Source organism: Burkholderia sp. MSMB1588 (assembly GCF_001546925.1).
Taxonomy (GTDB): Bacteria; Pseudomonadota; Gammaproteobacteria; order Burkholderiales; family Burkholderiaceae; genus Burkholderia; species Burkholderia humptydooensis.
Genome location: NZ_CM003770.1, coordinates 458,991 through 477,626, shown reverse-complemented (window position 1 = coordinate 477,626; position 18,636 = coordinate 458,991). Strand labels below are relative to the sequence as shown.

At 65.7% G+C, this 18,636-nt stretch carries 15 protein-coding genes; 10 read left to right on the top strand and 5 right to left on the bottom strand.

The window, feature by feature from the left end:
* The 6 genes from WS92_RS01950 to blaOXA all read left to right on the top strand — a co-directional run bounded on the left by WS92_RS01950 (window position 1) and on the right by blaOXA (window position 7,682).
* On the top strand, window positions 1-438 hold the full coding sequence (locus tag WS92_RS01950; protein ID WP_059932948.1) for a hypothetical protein: 438 nt from the start codon (window positions 1-3) through the stop codon (window positions 436-438).
* 521 nt (window positions 439-959) lie between these two features.
* Window positions 960-1,301 (top strand): cupredoxin domain-containing protein, encoded by a 342-nt coding sequence (locus WS92_RS01945; RefSeq protein WP_059932946.1) that lies wholly within the window; start codon window positions 960-962, stop codon window positions 1,299-1,301.
* Between the two features lie 13 nt (window positions 1,302-1,314).
* Complete coding sequence (locus WS92_RS01940) at window positions 1,315-2,151, top strand: FTR1 family iron permease (protein WP_059932945.1); 837 nt, start codon at window positions 1,315-1,317, stop codon at window positions 2,149-2,151.
* A gap of 401 nt (window positions 2,152-2,552) precedes the next feature.
* The gene (locus WS92_RS01935; protein WP_059932943.1) at window positions 2,553-5,390 is read left to right on the top strand and encodes a phosphoesterase; all 2,838 of its coding nucleotides are present in this window, start codon (window positions 2,553-2,555) and stop codon (window positions 5,388-5,390) included.
* 287 nt (window positions 5,391-5,677) lie between these two features.
* The gene (gene ampC / locus WS92_RS01930; protein WP_059932940.1) at window positions 5,678-6,844 is read left to right on the top strand and encodes a class C beta-lactamase; all 1,167 of its coding nucleotides are present in this window, start codon (window positions 5,678-5,680) and stop codon (window positions 6,842-6,844) included.
* Window positions 6,845-6,872: 28 nt separating this feature from the next.
* Window positions 6,873-7,682 carry an OXA-42 family class D beta-lactamase gene (blaOXA, locus tag WS92_RS01925; RefSeq protein ID WP_059932938.1) on the top strand — a complete coding sequence of 270 codons (810 nt, stop codon included), beginning with the start codon at window positions 6,873-6,875 and terminating at the stop codon, window positions 7,680-7,682.
* Window positions 7,683-7,841: 159 nt separating this feature from the next.
* Here the strand turns inward: blaOXA and WS92_RS01920 are convergent, their stop codons facing one another.
* The 3 genes from WS92_RS01920 to WS92_RS01910 form a co-directional block, all read right to left on the bottom strand.
* Window positions 7,842-8,180 carry a DUF4148 domain-containing protein gene (locus tag WS92_RS01920; protein ID WP_015603925.1) on the bottom strand — a complete coding sequence of 113 codons (339 nt, stop codon included), beginning with the start codon at window positions 8,178-8,180 and terminating at the stop codon, window positions 7,842-7,844.
* A 151-nt stretch (window positions 8,181-8,331) separates the two neighbouring features.
* On the bottom strand, window positions 8,332-9,786 hold the full coding sequence (locus tag WS92_RS01915; RefSeq protein WP_059932936.1) for a heavy metal sensor histidine kinase: 1,455 nt from the start codon (window positions 9,784-9,786) through the stop codon (window positions 8,332-8,334).
* Window positions 9,783-10,475 (bottom strand): heavy metal response regulator transcription factor, encoded by a 693-nt coding sequence (locus WS92_RS01910; protein ID WP_006028121.1) that lies wholly within the window; start codon window positions 10,473-10,475, stop codon window positions 9,783-9,785. The genes WS92_RS01915 and WS92_RS01910 overlap by 4 nt, the downstream gene beginning before the upstream one ends.
* Window positions 10,476-10,998: 523 nt before the next feature.
* Between WS92_RS01910 and WS92_RS34120 the strand changes: the two genes are divergently transcribed.
* The 3 genes from WS92_RS34120 (at window position 10,999) to WS92_RS01890 (ending at window position 15,581) form a co-directional block, all read left to right on the top strand.
* The gene (locus tag WS92_RS34120; protein ID WP_138110307.1) at window positions 10,999-11,298 is read left to right on the top strand and encodes a hypothetical protein; all 300 of its coding nucleotides are present in this window, start codon (window positions 10,999-11,001) and stop codon (window positions 11,296-11,298) included.
* A 545-nt stretch (window positions 11,299-11,843) separates the two neighbouring features.
* Complete coding sequence (locus tag WS92_RS01900) at window positions 11,844-13,346, top strand: S8 family peptidase (protein WP_082743803.1); 1,503 nt, start codon at window positions 11,844-11,846, stop codon at window positions 13,344-13,346.
* Window positions 13,347-13,646: 300 nt separating this feature from the next.
* Window positions 13,647-15,581 carry a Xaa-Pro dipeptidyl-peptidase gene (locus tag WS92_RS01890; RefSeq protein WP_059932927.1) on the top strand — a complete coding sequence of 645 codons (1,935 nt, stop codon included), beginning with the start codon at window positions 13,647-13,649 and terminating at the stop codon, window positions 15,579-15,581.
* Between the two features lie 136 nt (window positions 15,582-15,717).
* On the opposite strand, the gene WS92_RS01885 is transcribed toward WS92_RS01890, so the two are convergent.
* Window positions 15,718-16,392: a uracil-DNA glycosylase family protein gene (locus WS92_RS01885; protein WP_059932925.1), complete on the bottom strand. Its 675-nt coding sequence runs from the start codon at window positions 16,390-16,392 to the stop codon at window positions 15,718-15,720.
* Between the two features lie 243 nt (window positions 16,393-16,635).
* Here WS92_RS01885 and WS92_RS01880 point away from each other — a divergent pair, with 243 nt between their 5' ends.
* Entirely contained in the window at window positions 16,636-17,388 is a 753-nt protein-coding gene (locus WS92_RS01880; protein ID WP_006028107.1) for a class II aldolase/adducin family protein, read from the top strand.
* Between the two features lie 81 nt (window positions 17,389-17,469).
* Here the strand turns inward: WS92_RS01880 and WS92_RS01875 are convergent, their stop codons facing one another.
* Entirely contained in the window at window positions 17,470-18,624 is a 1,155-nt protein-coding gene (locus tag WS92_RS01875) for a ferritin-like domain-containing protein (protein WP_059932923.1), read from the bottom strand.
* Window positions 18,625-18,636: the final 12 nt, after the last annotated feature.

The window sequence follows — 18,636 nt, the reverse complement described above, 5'->3', positions numbered from 1 at the left end:
ATGACGCCGGCCGGAGGAAGCGCGGCCGGCGCGGCGCAGGCGGATGCGGGCGACGCGTCGCTCGGCACCTGCCCGAGCGCGCCGGCCGAGTCGGCCTCAGCGGTGCTGGGCGCGGTGATGGACAGCGGGACCGTCGCCTATATCAGCCCGAAGATCCCGATCAGCAGGGAATTGCTCGACGGTCTGCACGCAAACGGCGTGCCGGTCGAAAACCGCGTTCGATTTCTCGGTCCGTGCCTGGGCGGGAAGTGCGCGCAGTGGACCGGGCATCGTTGCGGCCTCGTCGATGCGATCGTGAAGGAGCCTGCGGTGCTTGCGCCGCCGGAGGCAGGATTGCCGAAGTGCGGCATCCGAAGCACGTGCAGGTGGTACGCGCAGCATGCGAGCGCCGCCTGCGTGCAATGCCCCGTCGTCATCCATGAGCCGCATGTCGGATAGCGTGTCCGGCGTGAAGGTTTCGATGACGGCGAACATGTCGGACGATGTCGCCGAATGCGGCAAGCATCATGAATGGCGGGTTGGAGAGGAACGCGCGTCGCAACGGAAGACGCACCGAACCGATTCCGTCCGAAGGTAGAGAAGCTGTCAATCAAGCCGCTTGCGAAGCGATGATGCGAGCCGGCGGTCGTCGACGTGCACCGGGGCCCGAATGTCGACGATGGGTCATACATCTGCCTTTCAGTATCGCGGGGGCGCGTTCGATCGGCCGGCATGCTGTTGCGACCGGCCGTCGCCGCATGCTTTCTTCATACGATGCTGGAAGCGACAGGTGCTTTGCCGGATTGACGAAGCGCGCGATGTTCCCGAACCCAGGCGCTTCGCCACTTGCGCGCCGCGCACGCGAATCGCGCGGTGCGACATGTCCATAACGAGAATAAGGATATCGAATTGTCTGAACGAGAATCGATCCTATTATCGTCCGCATCTCTTCATCTTCATCCTTTCCTTTCGTTCATTACATGAAAGCTCTTCAGACGATTTCCGCACTGGCGCTCGCGCTCGCGTTCTCCGCTTCGGCGACGCCCGCGTTCGCCGCCGACGACGCATACAGCCTGACGCTCAAGGATCACAAATTCTCGCCCGCGGATTTCACGATTCCGGCCGGCAAGAAAGTGAAGGTGACGGTCAAGAACCTCGACGCGACGCCCGCCGAGTTCGAGAGCGACGACTTCAAGGCCGAGAAGGTGATTCCCGCGGGCAAGCAGGTCGACGTCTACATCGGGCCGCTGAAGGCGGGCACGTACGAGTTCCACGACGAGTATCACGAAGCCGAATCGAAAACCAGGCTGACCGTCAAGTAAAGCGCCGCGCACCATGCTCTCCACCGCTGTCATCGTCTTTCGGGAAGTGCTCGAAGCAGCGCTCGTCGTGTCCATCGTCCTCGCGGCGACCAAGGGCGTGCGCGGTCGCACGTGGTGGGTGAGCGGCGGCCTGCTCGGCGGCGTGGTCGGCGCGGCGCTCATCGCGGCGTTCGCCGACGTCATTTCCGCGTGGGCGTCGGGCATGGGGCAGGAGGTGTTCAACGCGGGCGTGATGTTCGTCGCGACGATCATGCTCGCGTGGCACAGCATCTGGATGGGCAAGCACGGCCGCGAGATGGCGCTGCAGTTGTCGCAGGTCGGCCGGGCCGTCGCGGCCGGCAGCCGGCCGCTCACGGGGCTCGCGATCGTCGTCGGCGTCGCGGTGCTGCGCGAAGGCTCGGAAGCCGTTCTGTTCCTGTACGGCATCGCGGCGAGCGACCCGGGGCAGACGCCGCAGATGATCGTCGGCGGCGCGCTGGGCGTGCTCGGCGGCGTCGGGCTGGGCGCCGGCATGTATGCTGGGCTGCTGCAGATTCCGCTGAAGCGTCTCTTTTCCGTGACCAACGCGCTGATCGTCCTGCTTGCCGCGGGCATGGCGAGCCAGGGCGTCGGTTTTCTCGTGTCGGCCGGCTGGCTGCCTTCGTGGGGCGACACCGTCTGGGACACGTCGTGGCTGCTCAAGGAATCGAGCGTCGTCGGCAAGATGCTGCATACGCTCGTCGGCTATACGGCGCGACCGGCGGGCATCCAGATCGTCGCTTACGTCGCCACGCTGCTCGTCATCGTGCTGCTTGCGCGCAGAGTGGCGCGTGCGCAAGCGACTGCCGCGTCGCCGACTCGCGCGGCGTAGCCGCCGGCGCACCGACGTTCGCGCGATGCCGAACCCTTCCGGCATCGCCGCGAAGACAACATCGGCACGCGAACGCCATGCCTGATGAAAGCCAAACGAAATCGATCCTGCGCGACGAGCGGTACGTCATGAACAGCGGCAATCCGCAGGCGTGCACTCGTATGACGAGATAGCCGCGCGTCCACATCCGTTCCCCAAACTCCGTCGCACATATGCGGCTCGCCGTTGCGGCGTCCCGCGGCTGCTGCGCGAGCGAGAAGCCGCTGCGCTGTCATCAGCGGGTCACTCCTTGCCCTTAGGGTTCCTGTCTATTACCGATCATTACAACACCGGCGCCGTCAAAGCGGCGTCGCGCCTTCTTGAAGGGGTTCATTGTGTATAGACGTTTCCTGCTCGTTGGGATGACGGCGTTGGCGCTCGCGGCGTGCAACAGCGATTCCGTCGACACGCCAGCGCTCGGCGACACCAGCACGACGCTGCTTGCGACGGGCCAACTGATCTCGCCCGCGGCCGCGCCGGGCACGGCGTTCGTTCCGCTGAATCCGGGGCTCGCGGATTCGCCGAACTACATCGCCGGGCAGCCGGTCTCCGAGGCGCTCAGCCCCGACCGCAAGACGCTTCTCGTGCTGACGAGCGGCTACAACAACGTGCTGGATGCGAACGGCAAGATGATCAAGTCGGACTCGGGCGAATACGTGTTCGTGTTCGACGTGTCGGGCGGCACGCCCATCAAGAAGCAGGTGCTGCAGGTGCCCGACACCTACGTCGGCATCGTGTTCGCGCAGGACGGTCAGCACTTCTACGTGACGGGCGGAGGCGACGACAACCTGCATCGCTTCGCGCTTTCGCAGGGCGCATGGGGCGAGGCCGGCGCGCCGATCGCGCTGAATCACAAGACGGGCAACGGCATCGGCAGCACGCCGCTCGCGACGGGCATCGACGTGACGGCGGACGGCAAGCGCGCGGTCGTCGCGAATCGCTACAACGATTCGATCACGCTCGTCGATCTCAACGCGGGCGCGGTGCTCGCCGAGCGCGATCTGCGGCCGGGCAAGAGCGGCGGCGCATCGGGCACGCCGGGCGGCGAGTATCCGAATGCGGTGCGCATCGTCGGCAACAAGACCGCATACGTGTCGAGCGAGCGCGATCGAGAGATCGTCGTCGTCGATCTCTCGACGAATGCGCCGCAAGTCGTCACGCGCATTCCCGTCAAGGGCAATCCGAACAAGATGGTGCTGAACGCGGCGCAGTCGCGCCTTTACGTCGCGTCCGACAACGCAGACATCGTATCGGTGATCGACACGGCCGCGAACAAGGTCGTGTCGACCGTGTCGACGGTCGCGCCCACGGGGCTCGTCACCGAGATGCAGTATCGCGGCGCGTCGCCGAACGGGCTCGCGCTGTCCGCCGACGAGCGCACGCTGTACGTGACGAACCGCGGCACGAACGACGTCGCGGCGATTTCGCTCGCGGGCGCGTCGCCCGCCGTCACCGGCCTGATTCCGACCGGCTGGTATCCGTCCGACGTCGCGGTCGGCGCGGCGAACGCGCTGTACGTCGTCTACACGAAGAACATGCCGGGCCCGAATCCGGGCAACTGCAAGGACAGCGGCCGCACCGTGCCGTGCCCGGTGAAGAACACGCCGGTGAAGCTCGTCGAGAATCAGTACATCGAACAACTGAGCAAGGGCGGCCTGATGTGGATGCCGGCGCCCGGCAGCAAGACGCTCGATCTGCTGACGACGCAGGTGGCGAACAACAACAGCTTCAACGCGGCGCTCACGTCGAACGACATCGCGACGATGGCCGCGCTGCGCAAGAAGATCAAGCACGTGATCTACATCGTCAAGGAGAACCGCACGTACGACCAGATTCTCGGCGACGTCGGCCGCGGCAACAGCGATCCGTCGCTCGCGGAGTTTCCCGACGCGACGACGCCGAGCATGCATGCGCTCGCGAAGACGTTCGTCACGCTCGACAATTTCTACGATTCCGGCGACGTGAGCGGCGACGGCTGGCCGTGGAGCACGGGCGCGCGCGAATCGGACGCGGGCGCGAAGATGCTGCCCGTCAACTATGCGGGCAGCCCGGTGCGCGCCGGCTCGCGCGGCGGCTCGTACGATTGGGAAGGCCAGAACCGGAACGTCGACGTCGGGCTGACGGGCGCGCAGCGCGCGGCTGCGAACCCGGCGCTGCCGGCCGATCCGGACCTGCTCCCCGGCACGGCTGACGTGTCCGCGCCGGACGGCCCGTCCGACGCGGTTCAACAGGGCTACATCTGGAATGCGGCATTGCGCGCGGGCCTCACGGTGCGCAACTATGGGTTCTTCATGGAGATTGCGCGCAACAGCGGTCCAAACGCGATCCCGATGGACCGCGCACCGTTTGCCGACCAGGTGGTGCAGGGATATTGCGTGACGCCCGCGCTCGTCAATCTGACCGACTCCTATTTCCGCGGCTACGACAACGCGTATCCGGATCTCTATCGCGAGCTCGAGTGGGAGCGCGAGTTCAACGGCTTCGCCGCGAACGGCCGGATGCCGTCGCTGACGCTGTTGCGCCTGCCGCACGATCATACGGGCTCCTATTCGACCGCGCTCGACGGCGTCAATACGCCGGAGATTCAGATGGCCGACAACGACTATGCGGTCGGCCGCGTCGCGCAGGCAGTCGCGAACAGCCCGTATGCGGCCGATACGCTGATCTTCGTCGTCGAGGACGACGCGCAGGACGGCCCGGACCATGTCGACGCGCATCGCAGCACGGCGTTCGTGATCGGGCCGTACGTGAAGCAGAACGCGGTCGTCAGCACGCATTACACGACGGTCAACATGATCCGCACGATCACCGAGGTGCTCGGCCTCGATCACCTCGGGCTGTTCGATGCGACGCAAGGCCCGATGACCGACGTGTTCGATCTGAACCAGTCGAAGTGGGGCTTCAAGGCGGTCGCGTCCGGCCTGCTCGCGAACACGCAACTGCCGATTCCGTCGGGCGACATCAGGACGGCGGCGCTCAAGCCGACGCACGGGATGCGCTACTGGGCGCTCGCGACGCGCGGCATGGACTTCTCGGTCGAGGACCGGATCGACGCGGTCGCGTACAACAAGGTGCTGTGGAAGGGGCTGATGGGCGGCCGGGCGTACCCGGTGCGCGTTGGCGAGCGCGTGACGCCCCATCGCCGCGACGACGATGACGACGTGAAGGTGTCGCAAGCGAAGAGCGCGGCGCGCGGTTGATATGCAAGCCGTCGAGCGGTGCGCGCAGGCGCGCCGCTCGGTCGAAATGCGCGTGCGGGCGGCACGCGCGGGAGAAGAACGGATCGGCTTCGCGCCGGTCCGTTCTGCTTTTCGAGGCATCGCCGGTCGCGCGGCGGAGAAGGCTCGTCCGCGAGCGTCGCTTGTCCGGGTGGGTTGCGTTTGCAATAATCCTCGACTGACAGCCGAAGTCCGTGCCGCGCCGTGTCGTTCTCGACGATAAAGCGTCGGCGGTCCGGCTCCGATTCTCCCGAACGTTCCGATTCTCCATGCGCAAACGTACGCAGTTCGTCATCAGGATGTGGCTCGCGCTGAGCTGCTGCCTCGCAATCGCCGCGCACGCCGCTCGAAGCATCGAGCCGGCGGACGTCGGGCGCATCGTCGACGCCGTTGCGCAACCTCTGCAAGAGAAGTACGGTATTCCGGGGCTCGCGATCGCGGTGAGCATCGACGGGAGGCATTACTTCTACAACTACGGCGTCGCGTCGAAGGCGACGCGGCGGCCCGTCACCGGCCGGACGCTGTTCGAGATCGGCTCGCTCAGCAAGACGTTCACGGCGACGCTCGCCGCGTATGCGCAGGAAGGCGGCGAGCTGTCGCTCGCCGACAGCGTGAGCCGCTACCTGCCGGCGCTGCAAGGCAGCAGCTTCGATCGGATCAGCCTCCTGAACATGGGCACGCAGACGTCCGGCCTGCCGCTGTTCGTGCCCGACACGATCACGAATACCGCCGAGCTGCTCGACTACCTGAAGAACTGGCGGCCCGACCGTGCGCCCGGCACGCATCGCGTCTATTCGAATCTCGGCATCGGCACGCTCGGGATGATCGCGGCGGCGAGCATGAACGAGCGCTTCGAGACGCTGATCGAGAAGAACCTGTTTCCCGAGTTTCGCATGCTGCACAGCTACATCGACGTGCCCGCCGAGCGGCAAGACGATGATGCGCAGGGCTACACGAAGCAGGGCGCGCCGATTCGGCTGAGGGCGGGCATGCTCGCGTCCGAAGCGTACAGCGTCAGATCGTGCGCGACGGATCTGATCCGCTTCGTCGACGCGAACATGGGGCTCGTGCCGCTGAGCGACAAATGGGCGCGCGCAATGAAAGCGACGCATGTCGGCTACTACGAAGCGGACGGCATGATCCAGAGCCTGATCTGGGAGCAGTACCCGTATCCGGTGAGTCTCGGCAAGCTGCTCGCGGGCAACGATCTGATCGGCAAGGACGTCGTCGCGAAGCCGTTCGATCCTCCGCTGCCGCCGAAGCCGGACGTGTGGATCAACAAGACCGGGTCGACCAACGGGTTCTCGACGTATGTGGCGTTCGTCCCGTCGAAGAAGGTCGGCGTCGTCATTCTGGCGAACAAATCGTATCCGTTGAACGAACGAGTGACGATTGGCTATACAATCATCGACTCGATCGTTCGGGCCGAACGATGAGACACCATCCAACTCGTCGAGACCTATAGTGAAAATCCGGCACGCGCTGTCGAGCGCGCTCGTTTTGCTGGGCTGCGCCGCCGCCCCCGCGTATGCGAAAACCCTCTGCACGGCGATCGCCGACGCAACGACAGGCAAGTTCCTGCTGAAGGACGGCGATTGCAGCCGTCGCGCGACGCCCGCTTCGACGTTCAAGATCGCGATGAGCCTCATGGGCTACGACGCAGGCTTCCTGCGCAATGAACACGAGCCTGTCTTGCCGTATCGCGACGGCTACGTCGACTGGGGCGGCGCGGCATGGAAGCAGCCGACCGATCCGACGCGGTGGCTCAAGTATTCGGTCGTGTGGTACTCGCAGCAGATCACGCATCATCTGGGCGCGCAACGCGTTGCGCAATACGCGAAGGCGTTCGGCTACGGCAACGCGGACCTCTCCGGCGACCCCGGCAAGAACAACGGTCTCGATCGCGCGTGGATCGGCTCGTCGCTGCAGATCTCGCCGCTCGAACAGATCGGATTCCTGCGCAGGATGCTGAATCGCGATTTGCCCGTGTCCGCGAACGCGATCGACATGACGGAGCGGATCGTCGATACGACGACGCTTGCCGACGGAACGATCGTGCACGGCAAGACCGGCATGGCTTACCCGCTTCTGGCAGACGGTACGCGCGACAAAGCGCATGGATTCGGCTGGTTCGTCGGCTGGATCAAGCGCGGCAAGGAGACGCTCGTGTTCGCGAGTCTCACGCAGGACGAGCGCAAGGAGCCGGGTTCCACGGGCGTTCGCACGCGCGATGCGTTCCTGCGCGAGTTGCCGCAGCGCCTGGCTGCGCACTGACGCGGCGACGCGCGGCGAGCGCGTCTACGATTCCTTTCGCGATGCGTGCGCGCCGTCGCGCGTGCGGCAGCGCATTGCCGAACGACAAAAAGCGGCAGGCGTCATAAGACGACCTGCCGGACGTTTGATCCGCGATCACGCGGGACGCAACCATGACGCTCAGGACCCGGCATACGGGTTGCAGAACGTGCGCGGGCCGACGCAGCGCTCGTCCTGAGCCGCTTCGGACATGCCAGACGTACCCGCCTCTGCGGCGCCGCGCGTATCGGCGACCGCGTGCGTGGGTTGCTGCGGCTTGGCCTTGTTCGCGAAGCGCGGCGCGTAGAGCGGCGAGATTTCCGGATAAGACGCGTCGGTCACGTAGTCGAGCCCGTTGGCCTTGGCCTCGACCAGTTCCTGGTAGACCTGGGCGCGCGTCTTGCCGGCCGGTGCGTCCGCGAATGCCGCAGGCGAAACGAGCGCGGCGGCGAGGGCGGCAGTGAGGAAGGTGGCTTTCATACGTTCTCCATATCAATATCGAATCCAGAAGGGGGAATTCGATGATTGACATTTTGAACAGGGGGCCCTCCGGCAACGTGACTTCGCTATGATGTTTTTGTCATTTTGATGAAAAAGCCGCATTCGAATTTAAAATGGTTCGCGACATGACTCAAGTCTGTTCGAGATGCCAACGCGAATCATGGCCAGACGGCGCGCAATCGCCACCGTCGGTCACGTGCTCACGAGGAAAGCGCAGGAAGAACGTCGTGAAGACGTTCGGCATGCTTGCGACCCGGCAATCGCCGCCGTGCTCGGTCATGATCGAGCGCACGATCGCGAGCCCGAGCCCGGTGCCCGAGGCCGAATCGTATCGCGAAGGATCGACGCGATAGAAGCGATCGAAGATCCGCGGCAGATGCACGGCTTCGATCCCGCGGCCGGTGTCGGTCACGGCGATCACGACGTCCCGCTCCGACTGCTCGCAGCGGACGACGACCGTCGAGTGATCGGGCGCATGACGGATCGCGTTGGACAGCAGATTGCTCAGCGCCCGCTGCACGAGGATCGAATCGCCGCTGAAGCTCGCCTGGCCTTCGACCGCGATCCCGATGCCGCGATCCTCGGCGACGGTCTCGTAGTAGCGGACGAGCCGATCGGCCATCTCATAGGCGTCGATCGGCTCGATGTCGAGCTTGTTCTGATGGCCGTCGGCGCGTGCGAGGAACAGCATGTCGTCGACCATCCTCGCGAGCCGCTGATATTCCTCGACGCTCGATTCGATCACCTGACGATACTCGTCGACCGACCGCCGCTGCGACAGCGCGACCTGTGCTTCGGCGAGCAGATTGGTGAGCGGCGTGCGGATGTCGTGCGCGAGGTCGGACGAGTATTCCTTCAGCCGCGTGAATGAAGCATTGAGCCGCACGAGCATCCGGTTGAACGACACCGCGAGCTCTCTGAGCTCGCCTGCCATTTCCGTTTCGGCCAGCGGCTGCGCGAGACGGCTGCTCGAGATCTGATCGGCCTGCGCGGCGAAGCGGCGTAGCGGCATGAGCGCGTAAGCGGCGATCCAGTAAGCGACGGTTGCCGCGACGGCGGTGCCGACAAGAATGATCGCGACGATGCTGATCGCGCACGTTCGCAGCAGCGACTGCTCGCGACGGAAGTCGTACTGAACCGCGACGCGCAGCGGCAAGCCCGGATTGCCGGTGAGGCGCGCGTTGGCCACGAGATAGCGCCTTGCGTTGCGCTTGTCGTCGACGATCGCGGGATCGAGGCCGGGTCTCGCCTGCCGCACGCCGCCGTATGGCACGTACCAGCCGCTTTGCATGCATGCGGTGCCCTGTGCGTCGTAGATCGCGAAGTCGACCTTTTCGTCGCTATGGAACGAGTAGTAGAACTTGGTTCCCTTCTCGCGCAGCTCGGCGATGCTGCGCGCCTCGTCGATGTGTGCGACGACGCCGGCGAGCGTCGTCTCCATCGCGCGCTCCGACGAATACGCGAGCGTGCGCGTGAGCGTTTCGTACAGCAGCAGGCCGCTGATCGCGAGCAGCACCGACGTGGACAGCGCGAACTTGATCGCAAGCCGCGCGCGCATCGTGCGCGGCGCGAGGCGACGCATCATGCGCACGATTCGCACGGCTCGCCTCGCTGCTCGAGGACGTAGCCCATTCCGCGCACCGTGTGGATCAGCTTGGGCTCGTAGTCCTGATCGACCTTCGCGCGCACGCGCTTGATCGCCGCGTCGACGACGTTCGAATCGCTGTCGAAGTTGATGTCCCAGATCTGCGATGCGATCAGCGAGCGCGGCAGGATCTCGCCCCGCCGGCGCATCAGCAGCCACAGCAGCAGAAATTCCTTCGCGGTGAGCAGGATCGTGTTGCCCTGGCGGCGGGCCTTGCGCTGGATGAGATCGAGCTCGAGATTCGCGACGCGCAGCACCGGCGCATCGGTCGCCTGGCCGCGCCGCAGCAGCGAGCGCACGCGCGCGAGCAGCTCGGCGAAATCGAACGGTTTCGCGAGATAGTCGTCTCCGCCGAGCTCGAGGCCCTTCACGCGATCGTCGACGTGATCGCGCGCGGTGAGGAACAGCACCGGCGTGCGGTGCGTTCTGCGCAGCTCGCGCACGACCGTCCAGCCGTCGCAGCCGGGCAGCATCACGTCGAGGATCGCGAGATCGTAGTTCTCCGTCTGCAACTGGTGCAGACCGCTGATGCCATCCTGGGTCCAGTCGCAGACGAAGCCTGCTTCGGTGAGCCCGCGCTTCAGATACATGCCCGTCTTCGGCTCGTCTTCTACGATGAGGACCTTCATTTCAAACTCTTTAAGAACTCGTTAAATTTTCTTTGAGAATGTGTGTCGTTCACAGTTCAACATTTCGGTTTCCGTGATTAAACGTGCGATTCGGATATCGTTTTTTTTGCCGGCAAATGCAGCGATAAAACGTCACATCCGAGAACCGATCCGTGACATGGACGTGCGATGCGCAGAGGTGAGGGCGTGCGGGCGCCCGGTGATGCATCGATGATGCAACGTGCCGTGGTGCGTCGTCGTTTGCGTTTGTCACGTCGCTTGCGCTGACGACGACGTACGATGGACGCCTGCGTCGGTTGAGCGTAACAAACATGTCATGCGGATGCGACAGCAATCGATTCGACGCCTCGATGTCGAAGAGAGAAACCGACGTGTGCCGACACGCTTCGTCAGATGGCGTGCGACGCGCGAGGCGGGGGAGCAAAAAACGAAAGGCGCGGCTGCAACCGGGAAAATCGAAGAAATACGATACGCTTGCATGCAATGAAAAGTGCCGGGCGTCACGAGCAACGCACGCAAGTGAGTGACAGTATTCCTTATAAGGTTTGGGGATATTCGACCTGAAATAGCTGCTGTGCACAAAACCTTGTGGACCGTCCCGCTCGATTTGGCGCCTGAAAATCTCTCGCCCTTACGCTTTCAAACAGCATTTTCTTGCGCAGCCGCTACTTTCTTCTACGAGATCGGCGGCATGGAGAAACGGCGCAGCGTGGAGCCGGCGTCCGCATTCGACATGATGGTTGTTTTTGCCCGGACGCGGAAAGCGATTCTCCGCCGGGTAATTGAGATGAAACTTTTTTTGATATTAGCTAAAAATGTTTGACATGAGGATTTCAGCGAGATAAGTTTTGTGCAAGCTTCTGGAAAGAAACGAGACCGGGCGGCGCAAGCGCCGCAACGTGGACAGGCGGGCGACTCTGCTGACGATGGCCGGTGCCGGCGGGTCTGCCGATCCGCCGCTTGCACGCTGCTCGTGATCTCGTGTCGACATCGAGAAACAAGAATGTAATCCGAGTTCGCCGTCGTCGAACGACACGGCGAATGCTTGATGCGGGCCTGACGAGTCGCAAAGATGTACTGATAAATACAAACGCGGCAAAAAGAACCTGAGAGGGTGGGGCAGACGGAGCGGGTCACCGTTCCGCTCGTTCCCATGACGCAGATCTGACGGAAGACGAACCGTCCGGCTCGCGCAGCCGGACGGTTCGGTCGACCGCGATCGGTTTGTCGGCAACACGTCGTCCAGCCAAGTTACGTCGTTCGCATCGGCGCGGCGTGTCCTTTCTTGCCGGCAGCGCAGCGAAGCAAGCAGCGACAGCACAACATCGTGGACTCATTCCGTTCCATTCCGTTTGGGGGAGTATGGGCATGTCAATATTGATTCGTACTACTTCTATTAGGATGACCGTGCTGTGCGCCGCACTGGCAAGTCTCGCTTCGGTCGCGCGAGCGGAAACCACAGCCGCGCCTTGGGTTCCGGGGCCCGCCGATGCGGTCGATCAGTTGATCGTCAAGCTGCGCGCCGCGAAGACGTTGTCCGGTGCGCCGGCCGCGAAGGCCGCGCAAGCGGACGTCCAGGCGGTCATCGATCGCGTGCTGGCCGCACGCAATGCGCGCGCGGCGGGGCGCGCATTCGGCGCGGCCGCCGCATCCGCGCCCGGCAATCCGGGCGATCCCGCCGCGGGCATTCGCATCAAGCGCGACATGTCGGGCGGCGCGACCGTGCTGGCGCTGCGGCGCCGCGTGCCGCTCGCGGAAGCCGAGGGGCTCGCGCGCGATTTCGCGGCGGACGGTGCGATCGAATATGCGGAGCCCGATGCGCGGATGCATGCGTTCGTCGTGCCGAACGACACGCGCTATCCCGAGCAGTGGGGCTACTTCAATCCGACAGCCGGCGCGAATCTGCCGAAGGCATGGGATCGCACGACCGGGTCCGCGCGCATCGTCGTCGGCGTCATCGATACCGGCTATCGCCCGCACGCGGATCTCGCCGCCAACCTGCTGCCCGGCTACGACTTCATCTCCGACGTCCCGACCGCGAACGACGGCAACGGCCGCGACAGCGACGCATCGGACCCCGGCGACTGGGTCACCGCGCAGGAGGACAGCGATCCGAGCGGTCCGTTCTACGGTTGCGGCGCGAGCAACAGCTCGTGGCACGGCACGCACGTCGCGGGCACGATCGGCGCGGTGACGAACAACGGCGTCGGCGTCGCGGGCATCTCGTGGGTCGGCAAGGTGCTGCCCGTGCGCGTGCTCGGCAAGTGCGGCGGGATGCTGAGCGACATCGTCGACGGCATGCGCTGGGCGGTGGGCCTCGCGGTGCCGGGCGTGCCGTCGAATCCGAATCCGGCGAAGGTGCTGAACCTGAGCCTCGGCGGATACGGCCGCACGTGCAGCTCGACCTACCAGAACGCGATCAACGAGATCGCGTCGCGCGGCGCGAGCGTCGTCGTGGCGGCGGGCAACAACGGCGGCCCGGTGTCGACGACGCAGCCGGCGAATTGTCAGGGCGTGATCGCGGTCGGCGCGATCGACAGCAACGGCGTGCGCGCGAGCTTCAGCAACTACGGCGCCGCCGTGAAGATCGCCGCGCCGGGCGTCGGCATTCTGTCGACGCTCAATGCAGGCAAGACGTCGCCGGGGGCGGACAGCTACGCGAGCTACAACGGCACGAGCATGGCGACGCCGCACGTCGCGGGCACGGTCGCGCTGATGCTCGCGGTCAATTCGACGCTGTCGCCTTCGCAGGTCTTGCAGCGGCTGCAATCGAGCGCGCGCCCGTTCGCGAGCGGATCGAACTGCTCGACGAGCACTTGCGGCGCAGGGCTGCTCGACGCGGGCAACGCGGTCGACGCCGCTGCGCAGTGAGCGAACGCGGGCGTTGCGGCAGGGAGGTTTCGCGTTCGCGCGCGCCGATGTCCGTCATGCGGGATGCGGGCATCGGCGCGGCGCATCGATGTGCGACGCGCTTTCCCTTGCAACGCCCGCATAGCGACGCCGCCGTCGCAGCATGGCCGGCGGCGTCGAAGCATCGCGTCGCGGACGCGCCCGATTTCGTGAGGGCGACGATACGCGCGATGCGGCCGGCAGCGCCCGCCGGCATGTTCAACACGACGCCATCCCGCACGGGATGACCGTTCCCAGACGATCATCGAAACAAGGACAACAATGAGACTTCATCGAACCGAACCGCGTCGCGCCTGGATTGCCGTACTCGCCGCCGCCGCGACGCTTGCCGCTTGCGGCGGCGACGACGGCGCAGGCATCCCGGGTGCGTCCGCGCTCGCTCAGGTCCAGCAGGAGGGGGCCGCGCCGTCCGCGGCCGGCACACAGCAGCTCGCGGCGCGCTTCTCGCCGTCCGGCGTGGCGTATGCCAGTCTGTCGAGCGGCGGCCGCTATCGGCCCGTGATCCAGAACGGGCAGGTGCAGCCGTCGCTGTCGGGCGGCACGATCTCCGAGGAGGCGTGGGTCGAGACGCCCGTCGATTCCGACGGCGACGGCGCGAAGGACCGGATTCACGTGCGCATCGTGCGTCCGTCCGAAACCGCGTCGGGCGCGCGCACGCCCGTCATCGTGCTCGCGAGTCCCTACTACAACGGGCTTGCCGACAGCCCGAACCACAACGTCGACGTCGAGCTCGACGGCACGCCGCATCCGGCTGCTTCGGTGTCCGCACGAATCATGGCCGCCGCGCCGCAGACGCGGATCTGGCAGCAGGTCGACGCGGCCGCCGCGGGGCGCTCGTGGATCGAGGGCTATTTCGTGCCGCGCGGCTTCACGGTCGTGTACGCGGATTCGCTCGGCACGGCCGGCTCGGACGGCTGCCCGACGATCCTGACGCGCGACGAATCGGTGGCGATGGCGTCGGTGATCCGCTGGCTCGGGCGCGGCGCGGCCGCGAAGGACGCGAATGGCAAGCCGGCCGTCGCGACCTGGTCGACGGGGCACGTCGGCATGTACGGCGTATCGTACGACGGCACGCTGCCGAAGATGGTCGCGAGCCTGCGCACGCGCGGGCTCGATGCGATCGTGCCGGTCGCCGGGCTGACGGACATGTACGGCTACTACCGGTCGGGCGGGCTCGTGCGCGCGCCCGACGGCTATCAGGGCGAGGATGTCGACGTCTACATCAAGGCGCTGCTGACGAACCCGCATCCGGAGCGCTGCACGCATCTGATCGATGAGGCATTGCAGAAGGAGGATCGCAAGACGGGCGACTATTCGGCGTTCTGGGCGGCGCGCGAGATTCCGAGCGCGCTCGCGGTCGCGCCCGCGCTCGTCGCGCAGGGGCTTGCCGACGACAACGTCAGAACCGATCAGTCGACATCGTGGTATCTCGCCATGCGGCGCCAGGGCGTGCCCGCGCAATTGTGGCTGCACCGCGCGCGCCACACCGATCCGACTCGCGTGCCCGCGATGGCCAACGCGTGGACCGAGCAGGTGAACCGCTGGTTCACGCGCTATCTGCTCGGCTACGACAACGGCGTCGAGCGCAGCCCGGGCTCGGTGATCGAGCAGGCGGACGGCACGCTGCTGAAGGAGGCGAGCTGGCCCGCGCGCGGCGCATCGTCCGTCACGTATTTCGCGGGCGGCGACGGCGCGAGCACCGGCACGCTGCTGGCCGAGCCGGCGGGCGGCCCGCTCGCGAAGTTCACCGACGATGCGAGGATCATGGCGCTCACGCTCGCGAACGCGAACACGGGCGAGCATCGCAGCCGCTTCGAGACGACGCCCGTCGCAAGCGCGACGCGGATCTCGGGCACTGCGACCGCGCGCGTGCGTCTGACGTTCTCGGCGACCGCGAACGTGACCGCGCTGCTGATCGATCGCGCGCCGGACGGCAGTGCGACGATCGTCACCCGTGCATGGACGGACCCGCGCAACCGTCTGTCGAGCTGGTTCTCGGAGCCGGTGCTGCCCGGCATGCCGTACGACTTGCGCCTGACATTCATGCCGCGCGACTACAAGCTCGAAGCGGGCCACCGGCTCGGGCTCGTCGTGCTGTCGAGCGACAACGAGGCGACGCTGCGGCCGACGCCCGGCACCGAGCTCACGCTCGATCCGGCCGGAACGAGCGTGACGGTGCCGCTGCTTCCGGCCTGACGGGAAGCGCGCGGGCACGGGGCGGCGTGCGAGGCGCGCGCCGCCTGACCGGGGCTTCGACACGGGCGGGTCGCTCGCGGCGAAGCCGTTTGCAGCGACGATTCGGAACACGAACGAACCGGGCGTTTTCGGACGATCAGCGCTTCGTCCGCCGGCGGCCTCGCGTCGGCAGCAGCAGTTCGGCCACTTTGCCGCGCAGCGCGGGCAGCACCTCGGCGTCGAACCAGGGATGCTGCTTGAGCCAGCCCTGATTGCGCGGCGATGGATGCGGAAGCGGAATGAATTCCGGTGCGTACTCGGACCACGCGCGCACCGTTTCGGTCAACGAAGGTTTGCGGCGCGCGCCGAGGAAGCGGCGTTGCGCATACTGGCCGATCAGCAGCGTGAGCCGGATGTCGGGCAGTTCGCCAAGCAGCTTGTCGAGCCAAAGCGGCGCGCATTCCGGACGTGGCGGATTGTCGCCGCTCGCGCCGCGCCCCGGATAGCAGAATCCCATCGGGACGATCGCAAACAGCGATTCGTCGTAGAACGTCGCGTCGTCGACGTTCAGCCACTCCCTCAACCGTTTGCCGCTCGCGTCATCCCACGGGATGCCGGATGCATGGACGCGCGCGCCGGGCGCCTGACCAACGATCAGGATGCGCGCACGCGGATCGGCGCGCACGACCGGCCGCGGCCCGCACGGAAGATGCGGCGCGCAGACGGTGCACGCGCGGATCTCGCGAAGGAGGGCATCGAGGCAGGCGTGTCGCGTCGGCTTCGGGCGTGCGCCGTTGCGGATCGGCGACGGTTCGTTTCGTTTCGGTGGCATCGCCCGTGATTATGCCGCCGTTTTGCCGCGCGCGTTCCATCCCGTTTCAAACGTTTGAAGCGACTGCCGATGAGGGAGAGAGCTGGCAATCCTAATGCACACCGGCGCGCGAAACTGGTAGGGTGGCGTGCGGCTCCACCGCGGCGGCGCGTCGGCGTCGCGACCCCAACGCGTGACGCACGCGCGCCCCATTGCATCGAAAGCGACTGCACCGGCAGTCGGCCGCAACGAAAGGAAGCCTTCATGAGCACCGCATCCGCCGCCGGCATCGATCCGGCCGAATGGAAACTCCGCTGCGACCTGGCGGCGTGCTATCGCCTCGTCGCGATGCACGGCTGGGACGATCTGATCTTCACGCACATTTCGGCGCGCGTGCCCGGCCCCGATCACCATTTTCTGATCAACCCGTATGGAATGATGTTCGAGGAGATCACCGCGTCGTCGCTCGTGAAGGTCGATCCGGCCGGCAACAAGGTCGGCGATTCTCCTTACCCGGTGAACCGCGCGGGCTTCGTGATTCACAGTGCGGTGCACGCCGCGCGCGAAGACGTGCAATGCGTGCTGCACACGCATACGCGGGCGGGCGTGGCCGTCAGCGCGCAGCGCGGCGGCATGCGGGCGATTTCCCAGCAATCGACGTTCGTGCTGCCGTCGCTCGCGTATCACGATTACGAAGGCGTTGCGCTCAGAGATGACGAGAAGCCGCGCTTGCAGGCCGATCTCGGGCGCGCGACGTTCCTGATGCTGCGCAATCATGGCTTGCTGACGGTCGGTCCGACGATCGCGGACGCATTTCTCGCGATGTATCTGTTCGAGACCGCGTGCCAGATTCAGCTTGCCGCGCAGAATGGCGGCGAGTTGATCGAGATACCGCCCGAGATCGTCGCGACGAGTGCCGAAGCGGCGTCCGTGCAGACGGGCGGACTCGGTGGCGCGTTCGTGTGGCCGGCGTTGCTTCGCAAGCTAGAGCGTCGCGACGACGGCTACAGGACCTGAACGCTCGCACACGCAAACTCGAATACAAAGGAGCGGCGCGCTTTGCGCGCGCCGCCCAACGCCCGTCGTCGTGCGGACTGCTCACGACGCCTGCTTGCCATTCACGTTGACGAATCTCGGACCGTAAAACACGGGTTTCGACAGATCGGTGTAAGTGCGCAGGTAGCCGATTTCGTCCGGATACAGCTCGGCGAGTTGCGCGACGGCGGCGGCCGGCACCGGATGGCGCATGATGTTGAAGCACGACAGCACGCGCAGGTCGACCATCCCGTGCACGGCCCCGCCGAGCGTCTTCCACGAAGCAGCAGACGGGCCGTTCCATACAGCGTCGAGCGCCGACAGGATCGCCGAAAAGCCGTTGTCGAACGCGTTCAGATCGTTTTCCACCGTGCTGCGGTCGGGATCGAGCGCGAGAATCCTCGCGTAGCCGTCGCCCGGCACGGCGAGCGTGTTGATCACGACGGGCGCCGCGATCGCCGCACCGCCGAAGAAAAGCGGCTCGTTCTTCGGATTGAAATCGACGGGCGGTGACGGCGCCTGGTAGCGCGCGCCGTAATAGAGCTCGGCGAAGCGCGCGTAGTGCGACTCTTCGTCCTCGAACGGATTGCCGGCGAACACGTCGCCGCGCCCGGAACCTTCGCCCTGCTGAAGAATTTCGTCGATGCCCGCATGGAACGAGTCGACGGGATCGACGCCCGGCGTGTACGTGACGGTCGTGAAGCCGATGTCGTCGCCGACCTGGTTCGCCGGGCCGCCCGCCTGCACCGCCGCGCGCACTGCGTCCGCGTTGCGCTCGACGGCATCACGTATGCTCTCGTAGAACGCGGCGATCGTCGGGTAGCCGTCGCCGCGGCCCAACTGGCGCAGCAGGAAGGCGGGCGTCTCGATGCGCAGGAAGTTTTTCAGTTGCGGCTTCGAATAGCGCGCGAGACCGACGTGCAGATCCGGCTCCGCGCCGCCCGGCAGCCCCGTCGTCGGATATGCGATCCGGATCGACTGGAATTGCGGCGAACCGCCGAGCGCGGCGAGCAGATTCGACGCGATGGCCATGTGCACCATTTCTTCCATCGCGATGCTGCGGATCGCGTTGTATGCGGTGTAGTTCTGGACTTCCAGCGAAAACATCGCGGACAGATACAGCGGCAGCGTCGAGTATTCGAGCTCGATCGCGGCTTGCAACGCGCGCTTGATCCACGCGACGTCGCGCGCAGCCGGGGGGACAGTGTTCGGGTTCATCGCAGGTTCCTC